The organism is Brevundimonas sp. 2YAF1 (assembly GCF_052114745.1).
Taxonomy (GTDB): Bacteria; Pseudomonadota; Alphaproteobacteria; order Caulobacterales; family Caulobacteraceae; genus Brevundimonas.
In genome coordinates this window covers 30,792-43,296 of record NZ_JBFRFI010000001.1, presented here as the reverse complement: position 1 = coordinate 43,296, position 12,505 = coordinate 30,792, and the positions used below count along the sequence as shown (strand labels likewise).

Annotated in this window: 11 protein-coding genes; 10 read left to right on the top strand and 1 reads right to left on the bottom strand. The window is 65.0% G+C overall.

Going from position 1 to position 12,505, the window contains the following annotated elements:
* The first annotated feature begins 30 nt into the window (after window positions 1-30).
* The 10 genes from AB4Y68_RS00185 (at window position 31) to AB4Y68_RS00140 (ending at window position 10,909) form a co-directional block, all read left to right on the top strand.
* On the top strand, window positions 31-765 hold the full coding sequence (locus AB4Y68_RS00185; RefSeq protein WP_441452981.1) for a DUF969 domain-containing protein: 735 nt from the start codon (window positions 31-33) through the stop codon (window positions 763-765).
* Window positions 762-1,733 (top strand): DUF979 domain-containing protein, encoded by a 972-nt coding sequence (locus tag AB4Y68_RS00180; RefSeq protein ID WP_441452979.1) that lies wholly within the window; start codon window positions 762-764, stop codon window positions 1,731-1,733. Before AB4Y68_RS00185 ends, AB4Y68_RS00180 begins: the two co-directional genes overlap by 4 nt.
* Window positions 1,730-2,755 (top strand): DUF2891 domain-containing protein, encoded by a 1,026-nt coding sequence (locus AB4Y68_RS00175; RefSeq protein ID WP_441452978.1) that lies wholly within the window; start codon window positions 1,730-1,732, stop codon window positions 2,753-2,755. The genes AB4Y68_RS00180 and AB4Y68_RS00175 overlap by 4 nt, the downstream gene beginning before the upstream one ends.
* Window positions 2,756-3,108: 353 nt before the next feature.
* On the top strand, window positions 3,109-4,077 hold the full coding sequence (locus AB4Y68_RS00170; protein WP_441453793.1) for a UDP-glucuronic acid decarboxylase family protein: 969 nt from the start codon (window positions 3,109-3,111) through the stop codon (window positions 4,075-4,077).
* A 162-nt stretch (window positions 4,078-4,239) separates the two neighbouring features.
* Window positions 4,240-5,589: a glycosyltransferase family 2 protein gene (locus AB4Y68_RS00165; protein ID WP_441452976.1), complete on the top strand. Its 1,350-nt coding sequence runs from the start codon at window positions 4,240-4,242 to the stop codon at window positions 5,587-5,589.
* Between the two features lie 13 nt (window positions 5,590-5,602).
* The gene (locus AB4Y68_RS00160; protein WP_441452974.1) at window positions 5,603-6,739 is read left to right on the top strand and encodes an NAD-dependent epimerase/dehydratase family protein; all 1,137 of its coding nucleotides are present in this window, start codon (window positions 5,603-5,605) and stop codon (window positions 6,737-6,739) included.
* Window positions 6,740-6,832: 93 nt separating this feature from the next.
* Window positions 6,833-7,558 (top strand): cellulose biosynthesis protein BcsS, encoded by a 726-nt coding sequence (gene bcsS, locus AB4Y68_RS00155; RefSeq protein ID WP_441452973.1) that lies wholly within the window; start codon window positions 6,833-6,835, stop codon window positions 7,556-7,558.
* 229 nt (window positions 7,559-7,787) lie between these two features.
* Window positions 7,788-8,900 (top strand): endo-1,4-beta-xylanase, encoded by a 1,113-nt coding sequence (locus AB4Y68_RS00150; RefSeq protein ID WP_441452972.1) that lies wholly within the window; start codon window positions 7,788-7,790, stop codon window positions 8,898-8,900.
* Window positions 8,901-9,023: 123 nt separating this feature from the next.
* Window positions 9,024-10,535: an HWE histidine kinase domain-containing protein gene (locus tag AB4Y68_RS00145; protein ID WP_441452971.1), complete on the top strand. Its 1,512-nt coding sequence runs from the start codon at window positions 9,024-9,026 to the stop codon at window positions 10,533-10,535.
* The gene (locus AB4Y68_RS00140; protein WP_441452970.1) at window positions 10,532-10,909 is read left to right on the top strand and encodes a response regulator; all 378 of its coding nucleotides are present in this window, start codon (window positions 10,532-10,534) and stop codon (window positions 10,907-10,909) included. The genes AB4Y68_RS00145 and AB4Y68_RS00140 overlap by 4 nt, the downstream gene beginning before the upstream one ends.
* Here the strand turns inward: AB4Y68_RS00140 and AB4Y68_RS00135 are convergent.
* Window positions 10,896-12,482 carry a phytoene desaturase family protein gene (locus tag AB4Y68_RS00135; protein WP_441452968.1) on the bottom strand — a complete coding sequence of 529 codons (1,587 nt, stop codon included), beginning with the start codon at window positions 12,480-12,482 and terminating at the stop codon, window positions 10,896-10,898. The genes AB4Y68_RS00140 and AB4Y68_RS00135 overlap by 14 nt on opposite strands.
* Between the last annotated feature and the right edge of the window lie 23 nt (window positions 12,483-12,505).

Here is a 12,505-nt window from a genome sequence, read left to right as displayed (position 1 = left end):
GCGCAACCATTCGTTCGGGGAGGACGAACCATGCTGGTGCTTCTGGGAATATTGATCGTGGTCGCGGGCTTTGTCGCCCGGATCAATCCGCTGGTCGTCATTCTGGTCGCGGCGATCGCCACCGGGGTGCTGGCGGCGGTCGGGCCGGGCGTCGACGCGCAGGGACTGCTGACCGCGGGGGTCGACACGATCTCGCGCTTCGGTCAGGCCTTCAACGACAACCGCTACTTCCATATCACCTGGCTGGTCCTGCCGATCATCGGCCTGCTGGAACGGGCGGGTCTGCAAGAGCGCGCGCGCGACCTCGTCACCAAGGTCAAGGCGGCGACAGCCGGGCGTCTGATGCTGATCTACCTGCTGGCGCGTCAGGCGACGTCCGCGCTCGGATTGACCTCGCTGGGCGGACACCCGCAGATGGTCCGCCCCCTGATCGCCCCCATGGCCGAGGGCGCGGCCGAGAGCGAGTACGGCCCCCTGACCGACAAGGCCCGTTTCCGCATTCGCGGCATGGCCGCCGCCACGGACAACATCGGACTGTTCTTCGGCGAGGACATCTTCATCGCCATCGGCTCCATCGTCCTGATCGTCGGCTTCCTGGAGCAGGCGGGCATTCGCGTCGAGGCGCTGCACGTCTCCCTCTGGGCTATCCCCACCGCCCTCGTCGCCTTGCTGGTCCACGGCGCGCGGCTGCTGATGTTCGACCGGCAGGTGAAGAAGGACATGGCCGTTCCGGATGTCGCAGACGACGTGGAGGCCGGTCGATGATCACGCTGGAATACGCCTATGTCGCCACCGGCCTGATGTTCGCGGCCTTCTCCATCCTAAGCCTGCGCGATCCGCTGAACCCGACGCGGTTCCGCAGCGCCCTGTTCTGGGGGCTGATCGCCCTGTCCCTGTTGTTCGGTTCCTGGCTGGGCGGGTTCGGCAACGGGCTGCTGGTCATCGCTCTCGTCATCATCGGCGCGACCGGCAAGCTGGGCGTCGGCCAGCCCGCGACCACCTCGCCGGAACAGCGTCAGGCCAGCGCCGCCCGCTGGAAGAACGCCCTGTTCGTGCCCGCCCTGATGGTGCCGCTGGTCGCGGTCGGAGGGACGCTGCTGGCCAAGCACACGCCCGCCGGGGCCTGGCTGATCTCGCCGGTGCAGACCACCCTGATCTCGCTGGGACTGGGCTGCGTCGTCGCCCTGGTCGCGGCCATGATCTGGTTCCGCCCCCCGGTCATGGCCCCGGTGCAGGAGGGCCGTCGCCTGATGGACTCCATCGGCTGGGCCGCCCTGTTGCCGCAGATGCTGGCCTCGCTGGGCGCGGTCTTCTTGGCCGCCGACGTGGGTCAGGTGGTGGGCGATCTGATCGCGCGCGTCATCCCCATGACCTCGGCCTTCCTGGCCGTCTTCGCCTATTGCGCCGGCATGGCCCTGTTCACCGTCATCATGGGCAACGCCTTCGCCGCCTTCCCCGTCATGACCGCCGCCATCGGCCTGCCCGTCGTGGTGCATCAGTTCGGCGGCGATCCGTCCATCGTCTGCGCCATCGGCATGCTGGCCGGATTCTGCGGGACGCTGATGACGCCCATGGCCGCCAACTTCAATGTCGTGCCCGCCAACCTGCTGGAACTGCCCGACCGCAACTCGCCTTTGAACGGAGTCATCCGCGCCCAGATCCCCACGGCGGCTGTCATGCTGGTGGCCAATATGTTCCTGATGTACTTCCTCGCCTTCCGGTTCGGATCATGACGCAACAGATCGACGCCGCCCTCGCCGCCCGCTTCGCCGCCACGGCCCTGGGCCATGTGACGCGAGAATATCCGAACCACGTGATGCATGTGCTCACCGGGCCGCAGGACGCTCGCACGCCGCGCGACATGCACCCCATCTTCTTCGGCAGCTTCGACTGGCATTCCTGCGTCCACGGCTGGTGGATGCTGTTCACCCTCTATCGGCTGCATCCCCAGATGGCCGAGGCGGCGCAGATCCGCGCCCTGGCCGACGACCTGTTCACCCCGGAAAACGTCGCGGGCGAGGCCGCCTATCTGGCGCGGCCAGAGGCCCGCGGATTCGAGCGCCCCTACGGGTGGGCCTGGCTGCTGATGCTGGCGGCGGAATTGGAACGCCATGACACCGACGAAGGCCGCCGCTGGGCCAAGACCCTGCGCCCCCTGGCACAAGTCTTCGCCGAACGGTTCAAGGCCTTCCTGCCGCTGGCGGATTATCCGGTGCGGGTCGGGACGCACTACAACACCGCCTTCGCCCTGCGGCTGACGCTGGACTACGCCGACGCCCATGACGCCGACCTTGCCGCCCTGTGTCGCGAGGCCGCGCGGCGCTGGCACGCCGAGGATCGCGACTGCCAGGCTTGGGAGCCGTCGCAGGACGAGTTCCTGTCCCCGGCGCTGATGGAAGCGGTGCTGATGCGGCGCGCCCTGCCCGCGCCCGACTTCCAGACCTGGTTCGACGCCTTCCTGCCGCGCTTGCCGGAAGGCCGGCCGGCGACCTTGCTCACACCCGCCCGCGTCAGCGACCGCACCGACGGCAAGATCGCGCATCTGGACGGGTTGAACCTGAGCCGCGGCTGGTGCTGGCGCGAGATCGTCGCCTCCCTGCCGGAGGGCGATCCCCGCCGCGCCGTCGGTAAACAGGCGGCGGCGGTGCATCTGAAGGCCGCCCTGCCCCATGTGACCGGCGACTATATGGGCGAGCACTGGCTGGCGAGCTTCGCGCTGCTGGCCCTGCTGGCGGGGACCGACGCGTCGGAATAGACCATCCGTCGGCGCCACCGCCGCTCGACGGCAGCCTCTCTACAGACGCGCCCCGGCTGCGCCCTGACGCCTGACGACGCCCGGCGAAATCCACTCGCGCGGACCAGTTCCATGCAAAGCGACCTCGGTCGAGCCTCGAAATGCAAACGGAACCCAAGTCCGCACTGTTGGTTAAAAGATTCCTAACGTGCCGCTTTGACTCTTTGAAAATTCGCTTGGCGGGTGAATGAAGTCGTCGAAAACAGATAAACTATTACTATATTGTTGATCACTTGGGGTCGCGAGAGATGGTTGAAAATAGTCATTTCTACAATCGCAATGAAAACTTCAACGAGCCATCTGCGGCGAACATCATGGTCGCCGGCGGCGCAGGCTTTCTTGGATCACATTTGTGCATCCGTCTGATCGAAAATGGCCACTCTGTTTTTTGCCTCGATAACTTCCATACTGGAAGGCCTCAGAACGTAGAACATTTGAAATCTTCGGGTCGATTTAAAATAATAAACCACGACATAAACGACCCTCTGCCAGAAGAGCTTCCAAAAATAGACCAGATCTACAATTTGGCCTGCCCAGCATCGCCGGTTCATTATCAGAACGATCGCGTCAAAACGGCGATGACGTGCTCGCTTGGAACGCTCAATCTTTTGAAAAAGGCCGCCGCCGACAAGGCGCGTTTCTTCCAGGCATCGACATCCGAGATCTACGGCGACCCTGAAATTCACCCGCAAACCGAGAATTACTGGGGCAACGTCAACACGGTCGGCCCCCGGTCCTGCTACGACGAGGGCAAGCGCTTCGCCGAGACCCTGGTGACGGACTTCGGCGCCCAGCATGGGCTGACGACAAGGATCGTACGCATCTTCAACACCTACGGCCCGCGCATGCACCCCGACGACGGCCGCGTGGTGTCCAACTTCATCGTCCAGGCGCTGCTGGGCGAGGACATCACGATCTACGGCAGCGGCGAACAGAGCCGCTCCTTCTGCTTCGTCGACGACCTGGTCGAAGGCTTCGTACGCCTGATGAACGCGGATTCGGACATCGACGGCCCGATTAACATCGGCAACCCGAACGAAACCACCGTCAACCAACTGGCGGAACAGATTCTCGCGATGGCCGGCTCCAGTTCCAAGGTCGTCCATTGTCCGCTTCCGGTGGACGACCCCCGTCGGCGCAAGCCGGACATTTCGCGGGCGCTGGCTCGCCTGAACTGGTCCCCGCAGGTGCAACTGCAGGACGGGCTTTCCAAAACCATCGCTTACTTCATAGAAGAAATGAGTAACAGCGGACGGATACCGACAAGAGCACTCGCATCCTGAGTTCAGAACGACGACGATAAAAGCCACTGGAAAGACGACACTCCAACACGGAAATTCTGGGCGGGCCTTTCGATGCAAACCTACGGAAACAACATTCCCATAATTCTCGTATGGCTATTCGCCATATCCCAGTTGCTTTACCTGGGATGCTTCCTGCTGGAGATGTATTTCCACTCCCTGCGCGTTCAGCGCGTGGACATGGACGACCCTCTGCCCGCGGACGCGGAGCTTCCCTTCATCGTCCTGCTCTATCCTGTGCTCCGCGAGTTGGAGCGCACGATGGAGACGACCTTCACCTCGCTGGCCAAGCTCGATTATCCGCGCAGTCGCTATCGCGTGGTGGCCATTCCCAATGCGAACGACACAGAAACCATCGCCAGCCTTCAGCGCCTGACCAGGGCCTTTCCCTTCGTGGAGATTCTCGAGGTGCCGCCGACCGTCGACCCTCGCTGGGACGTGGTGTGGAACGCCTGGGACGCCAACCCCAAGGTCTATTGGTGGCACCGAGGCAAGCGGGCCGGCGTCAAGGATCTGCCGCCCAAGAAGACCCGGCAACTGATCTACGCCCTGTATCAGGTCGCCGCGACGCACCGCGACAAGACCAATCTCGTCATCGACTATATCGACGCCGACAGCTGCCCGCCGGCCGACCATTTCAAGGCCGCGGCCATCGGCCTTCAGAAATTCGACGTGCTGCAGGCGCGCAACATCGCCGGCAACCTGAACGCCAGCCTGGCCGCCGCCTTCCACGCCTTCGACCACATGACGTGGGACGGCGCCAAGTACGGCCACCTGTCGGACCCGAAACAGCCCTACTGGGTTCTGGGAAAGGGGCTATTCTTCAAAGTCGACGACCTGATCGCTCTCGGCGGCTTCCACCCCTGGATCGCCATCGAGGACCCCGAGGTCGGCGAGCGGTTCTGGAAGAACGGCAAGACCCTGGGCATCATCGACAACTCCCTGATCGAGGAGGTGCCCGAAACCTTCGGCGAAGGCATCACGCAACGGAAGCGCTGGGTCGCCGGCTTCTTCCAGAGCCTGGGCACGCCCCTCAAGGAAATGGACTTCACCTTCGGCGAACGCCTGCGCGCCTGGACGAACTTCCTGCCCTGCATGTCGCTGTGGGTGAACACCCTGGGCATTCCGCTGGGCGTCTGGGCGGCGTGGCGCTTCTTCACCGGCGACAACTACCTGCCCCTGTGGCTGGTGGTGCTGTCGGTGTTCAACATCATCGCCTTCACGATCATGATCGTCGGTCTCTACATGCGGACATGGACGCGCACCGGCCTGGTGCTGGAGCGTACGATCGACCGCATCGGCTACATGCTGATGGTCAATCCGGTATTCTTGATGATCTGGTGGTTCATCTGGATCATTCCGCTGACGATGGGCTTCTTCATGTACCTGACGGACGGCGGACAGGCCTGGCAGCGCACCGAGAAGATCGACGCCAACAATGCGCTCGTGCGGTCCAAGCTGGACCAGTACGGCGTCCTTCGCCACCACCACTGAGCGGACGACGATCATGGACAAGCACATCCTGATCACGGGCGGGGCCGGCTTCATCGGCTCGCATCTGGTCGACGCCATGCTGGCGCGCGGCTATCGCGTCAGCGTCCTCGACAGCCTGTCGCCCCAGGTCCACGCCGATGGCGAGATGGACGCTGACGGTTGGCCGACCTACCTTGATCGGCGCGCGCGCCGGATCAAGGGCGACCTGCTGGACGAGGGCGTGTTCGAGGCGGCGCTGGAAGGCGTGACCCATCTGGCGCATCTGGCGGCGTCGGTGGGCGTCGGCCAGAGCATGACCAACATCGTCGACTACACGCGCAACAACGTCATGGCGGCGGCCGTCATGCTCGAGACGCTGTCGCAGAAGCCGCATACGGTCGAACGCATCGCCGTCGCCTCCTCGATGTCGATCTATGGCGAAGGCGACTACATCCGCCCCTCGACCCACGCCCATGTCACGGCGGACATCCGCCATCACGCCCAGTTGGAGGCGCGACAGTGGGAGATCATGATCGACGGGGAGGCGCTGGAACCCGTCCCCACGGCGGAAGACAAGCTGCTGCAGCCCAATTCGATCTATGCCGTGAACAAGCGCGACCATGAGGAGATGTTCCTCGCGGTCGGGCGGGCGCTGCAGATTCCGACGGTCGCGCTACGCCTGTTCAACGCCTACGGCTCGCGTCAGGCGCTGAGCAATCCCTACACCGGGGTCGCCGCCATCTTTATCGCGCGCCTGCTGAACGACCAGCCGCCTCTGGTGTTCGAGGACGGCCGGCAGATGCGCGACTTCGTCCACGTCCAGGACGTGGCGCGGGCCTTCGCCACCGTTCTGGACAGCGACCGCGAGACCTGGGACGTGTTTAACGTCGGCAGCGGCACCCCGATCTCGGTCAATGAAATCGCCGCCATTCTGGCCCGATTACTGGGAAAGAACATCGCGCCGGAAGTGCTGAACCGCTACCGCGTCGGCGATATCCGGCACTGCTTCGGCGACATCTCCAAGATCGAACAGACCTTCGGCTTCAGGCCGGAGCGCGACATGGAGACGGGCATGGAAGAGCTGATCGCCTGGGTGTCCCGCACCAAGCTCCCCGTTGATCGCAGCGCGGAAAGCCTGGCCGAGCTGACACAGGGGAAATTGGTCGTCTGAAAGTGTTAACCAAAATAATCCAGCCTATTTGAAGCGCCTTCCTCTGCGTCGCCCAAAACACGACGCGCTCGATACTTTCGTTAGGGAACGTTCATGACCGACCACCCCCGTCGCATCGCATCGAAAACGTCACTCGCAGCCGCCCTGGTCGCGCTCGGCGCGGCTGGCTGGTCGGGTACCGCTGCGGCGCAGAGCGACGTGACGGTCTTCGCCGGCGGCAAACTGGATGTCGCGGATTCGGCCTATGCGGGAGCCACGGTGGGTCTTCCGGGGTCCGCCGACCACAAGGGCCTGGCCCTGCGCGGCGCGATCTATACCGGCAGCTACGATTACCGCAGCGGGCCGAGAACCATCGACGCCGACTTCACCGGCGGTCAGGCGGAACTGATCTATCGCTTCGGCTCGGGCCCAACCTGGGGCAGCCTCGGCCTGGGCTATCGCTACGTCGACACCGACCTCAGCCCCGGCGATCCCGGTAACCGCCGCAACGGCGGCCAGGGCGAAATGATGATCAGCACGGACGGCGGCCACGTGGCCGGCCCCTGGCGGGTCGAATGGTATGGCTCCTACGGCTTCCGCCTCGACGACTACGACGCCCTGGCCAGCCTGACCCACACGGTCGGCTCCTCGGGCCGCCTGCGCGCGGGGATGGAGATCGGCGCCGACGGGGATTCCAACTACAGCGCCTATCACGTCGGCCCCGTTCTGGGCGTCAAGATCGGCGACCAGTCGGAATTCCAGATCTCGGTCGGCCTCAGCGACGGCGACAATCGCGGCGCTCAGGCCTATGGGCGCTTGGGATATTATCGCAGTTTCTGATCGCGACCACAGGACTGAACCATCGCATCGACCTCGTTCTTCTGACGAGTTCCAAGCTTAGCTTTAAAACAGTTCGCCAAATGGCGACTTCATTTCCGCCTTAAAACAACCCATCGACAATCGTTAACCCGGCGTTATCTCCGGGTGGATTAATGATCACGCTTACTCTTCTCCGCGACTTGAGAAGGTTAGGCGTAGTATGCTGACGCTTCCATCACGACGATCCGTATTGGCTGGCCTCGCACTAGCGCCGACGCTGGCCGTCGCGCCTCACGGCGCCTGGGCCGTGCCCGAGGGAGAAGGCGCCGCTCTGCCCGACGCATCGAACACGCCCCCCTCCCTGTCCCGCGCCGCTCGAAGCGGCGGACGCTATTACGGCGCGGCGGCTCGCGCCGATCATCTACGCGACGACAAGGCGCTGCGCGCCGCCGTCTTGCGGGATTGCGAAGTGCTGACCCCCGAAATCCATCTGAAATGGAACTCGCTGGAATGGCGCAAGGGACAGTTCAACTTCGCCCCGGTCGACGACTTGCTGGCCTTCTCGGACCAGAACGGCCTGCGCGTCCGCGGCCATACCCTGCTGTGGGATCAGAGCACCCCGGATTGGGCCAAGCGCGAAATGCTGGAGCAGCGCGACTGGCGGCTGATGTCGGACCATTTCTCGCGCGTCCTGGGCCGCTATGGCGCGCGCATCGACGAGTGGGATGTAATCAACGAGCCTATCGACACGGAGGCGGGCGCCCACGATCTGCGCCGCAACACCTTCTTCAGCGCCTTTGGCCCGACCTATGTCGAGCGCGCGCTGGAAGAGGCGCGAACCCACGCGCCCCAGGCCCATCTGGTCGTCAACGACTATGGTTTCGAATACGGCAATCCGGTCGACACGGCCCGACGTCAGGCCTTTGTCGCCCTCGCACGACGTCTGCGGGCGGCGAACGTCCCGCTGGACGGCGTAGGGGTCCAGGCCCACCTGGACCTGTCCAAGGGCCCCATCGACAAGGCCGGCCTGCAGGACATGACCCGGGCGCTGATCGACCTCGGCCTCGATGTCACCGTGACCGAACTGGACGTCAAGGAATCGGAAGCCGGCGCCTCCACTTCCGCTCGCGATCAGAGGGTCGCAGACGAGACGCGACGCTACCTCGACGTCATGCTGGCCTTTCCCGAGGTGCGCGGCGTCGTGACCTGGGGCCTGACGGACAAGTTCTCCTGGCTGACCGAACACGGCGATGATCGCGTCCGCGCCGCGCATGGCGTCAATCGCGGCCTTCCCTACGACGAGACCTACAGCCCCAAGCCGATGTACTGGGCTCTGGCCGACACGCTGCGCGCCCGCGCGTGAGGCGCCTGGGCCGTTCGGCGGCCCTCAAACGGCGCCACCGCTGGACAAAACCACGGTTTTTGCGTCAGGAACACGCACCCTTTCGCTGCGGCTCGCGTTAGGGGAGCGGAATCGGGGGATAGAGTGCGGATACTCGCCAAGACAATCGACCTGGTCGCAGCGTTCGACGCGTCGCCTAATCCCTACATGCTGCTGGACGACCAACTCCGCTACGCAGGCATGAATCAGGCCTATCTGGATGTCACCCACAGGCGCCGAAGCGACCTGATCGGTCGCCCGGCCATGGAGATGTTCGACGCGGGGCCGGGCGAGGAAGCCACGGAAAACGCGCGCCAGCTTCTGGCGTCCTTTCAAAAAGTTCTGGAGACCGGCGAAACCGACCATCTGGCGGTGCTCCACTACGCCATTCCCGTCCCCGGCTCCGACGGCGAGGTCGTTTATGAGGACCGCTACTGGAGTTGCAGCCACACGCCGATCAAGGATGACACAGGGCGCGTCACCCACATCCTCCAGCACACCAACGACATCACCGAACTCGAGAAACTGCGTCGGCAGGTCGCGCGGCAGCGGCCCAGCGAAACTACGTCAGCCCTGGACTCCATGATCGGCGGCGGCGTGTTTCGTCGCGCCATGACGGTTCAGGCCCACAACAGGCGGCTGGCGAACGAACGCAAGCAACTGCTGGACATGTTCATGCAGGCGCCCGGCTTCGTCGCCATCCTGAATGGGCCGAACCATGTCTTCCAGCTGGTCAACGGGGCGTTCAGCCAGATGATCGGTCATCGGGACGTCATCGGAAAGCCCGTGCGCGAAGCGCTGCCGGAACTCTCAGGTCAGGGCTATTACGACTTCCTCGACGACGTTTACGCCACCGGCGAACCCTTCCACGGGCGGCAAAGCGCGGTTCAGTTGCAACACACGCCCAACGGGCTGCTCGAGACCCGGTATCTCGACTTCATGTATCAACCGATCCGCGATCAGGCCGGCGAGATCGTCGGCATCTTCGTCCAGGGCCACGACGTCACGGACACGGTGGTCGCCGCCGAACGTCAGAAGCTGATGATCGACGAACTGAACCACCGGGTGAAGAACACCCTGGCCACCGTCCAGTCGATCGCGATGCAGACCGCGCGCTCTCACGAAGACCCGACGTCGTTCGCCGAGACCTTCCAGTCGCGGATCCTGGCCCTCTCCCACACCCACGACCTGCTGACGCGAAGCCATTGGGAGGGCGCGGACCTGCGGGCCGTTCTGGAACATGAGACGGCGGCGCACGGCCCCAACCGCCTGTCGCTGAACGGTCCCAATGTCGCTCTGGACCCCTCGACCGCCGTTTCGCTGGGCATGATCTTCCACGAACTGGCGACCAACGCCGCCAAGTACGGCGCGCTGTCGACGGGCGAAGGGCGCGTGCTGGTGGACTGGTCGGTCGCCGACCTCCACGCCCCGCGCCTGGACATCCATTGGCGCGAGACCGGCGGCCCGGCGATCTCGACGCCGGATCGGCGCGGCTTCGGCAGCCGACTGATCGAGCGCAACGTGCGGCATGATCTGGCGGGAACAGTCGAACGTCACTATTCAAGCGACGGCTTTACGGCGGAAATCTCCATTCCGCTGACGAAGGAAACAGAATGACGAACGCCCTGCAGGGCCGGCGGGTGCTGGTCGTCGAAGACGAGTCCCTGGTCGCCATGCTGCTGGAAACCATTCTCGACGACATGGGCTGTTCGGTCGTCGGCCCCGAATCCAATGTCGACGACGGCTTGAGAGCCGCCACCGGCGAGGCGTCTCTGGACGCCGCCCTGTTGGACGTCAACGTCGCGGGCCGCGAGGTCTTCCCCATCGCGGAGGCGCTGAGGGCCCGGGGCGTGCCCTTCGTCTTTTCGACCGGTTATGGCGAAAGCGGCCTGCCCGAGCACTGGCGCGGCCACCCGACGATTCAGAAGCCCTTCACCGAGAGCGCCATCCGCGACGCCCTGATGACGGTGCTGAACATCAGCCTGGCCTGATGTCTTTCAGGATGGCGCGGGCCGCGTTGTGGCCCGGCGCGCCCGTCACCCCGCCGCCAGGATGGGCGCCGGAACCGCACAGATAAAGCCCGGGCACCGGCATCCGGTGATCAGCGTGGCCCAGCACGGGCCGGGCGCTGAACAACTGATCCAGCGTCAGCCGACCGTGGAAGATGTCGCCGCCGATCAGGCCGAAGCGCCGCTCCAGATCACGCGGCCCCAAGGCCAGCCGCCCGACCACCGAGGCCTTGAAGCCCGGCGCATGGGCCTCGACTGTCTCGATCATCAGGTCGGCTACCGTGTCGCGATGTTCGTCCGCCAGATCCGGCGAGACGTGCTGGCAGAACAGGCTGGCGACGTGCTGGCCCGCCGGCGCCAGACTGTCGTCCAGGGTCGACGGGATCAGCATCTCGACGATGGGCTTTGACGACCAGCCGTTCAGACGCGCCTCGGCGTGGGCGCGGTCCATATAGGCGAGCGTCGGCGCGATGATGATGCCCGCCGTCAGGTGATCGCCCGCCCCCGGCAAGGCCGTGAACCGAGGCAACTCGGACAGGGCCACATTCATACGGAAGGTCCCCGAACCCGAGGCGTAGCGGCTCATCCGCTCGGTGAAGTCGGCGGGGACCACGGCCGGATCGACCAGCCGGTCGAACAACAGACGCGGGTGCAGGTTGGACACGACGGCGCGGGCGCGGACCACGTCGCCCGCCTCGGTCACGGCCCCGACCGCCCTGCCCTTTTCGGTCACCACCTCGGCGACGGGCGCGTCCAACCGGATGTCGACGCCCTGCTCGGCGCAGGCAGCGGCCATGGCCTGGGTGATGGCTCCCATGCCGCCGATGGCATGGCCCCAAGCTCCCTTCTTTCCGTTCACCTCGCCGAAGACGTGGTGCAGCAGGACATAGGCCGAGCCGGGCGTATAGGGGCTGGCGTAGTTGCCGACGACGCTGTCGAAGCCGAACAGGGCCTTGATCGGATCGCTCTCGAACCAGCCGTCCAGCCAATCGCCCGCCGACTTGGCGAACAGGTCCAGCAGGTCGCGCTGCGCCGCCATGCCCAGCCCCGAGACCCGCCGCCCCAGCGACGCCGCCTTCAGCATCTCCGGCAGGGCCGCCAGCCAGCCTCCCTCGACCACGTTCGGCGGCGTGGTCAGGATCAGATCGCGCAGGATGGCGGCGACCGTCTCCAGCCGCGCCTCGTAGTCAGGCAGGCGCTCGGCGTCGCGGGTCGAGAACTTGGCCACCTCGGCCTGGGTCCGCCCTTCGCCGGTCAACAGGTAGCGACCGTCGTCGAAGGGCAGGAAGTTGGCCGCCCGCCGCTCCACCACCCGCAGCCCGTGGCGCGGCAACTCCATGTCGGCGATGACGCGCGGGTTCAGCAGGCTGACGGTGTAGCTGGCGGTCGAGTTGCGGAACCCGGGATGGAATTCCTCGGTCACCGCCGCCCCGCCGACGACGCCCCGCCGTTCCAGCACCGTGACCTTCAGCCCGGCCCGCGCCAGATAGAAGGCGCAGACCAGCCCGTTGTGGCCGCCGCCCAGAATGACGACGTCCGTCTGTGATTGCGTCATGCCGTTCGCCCCCGATTCCAGAC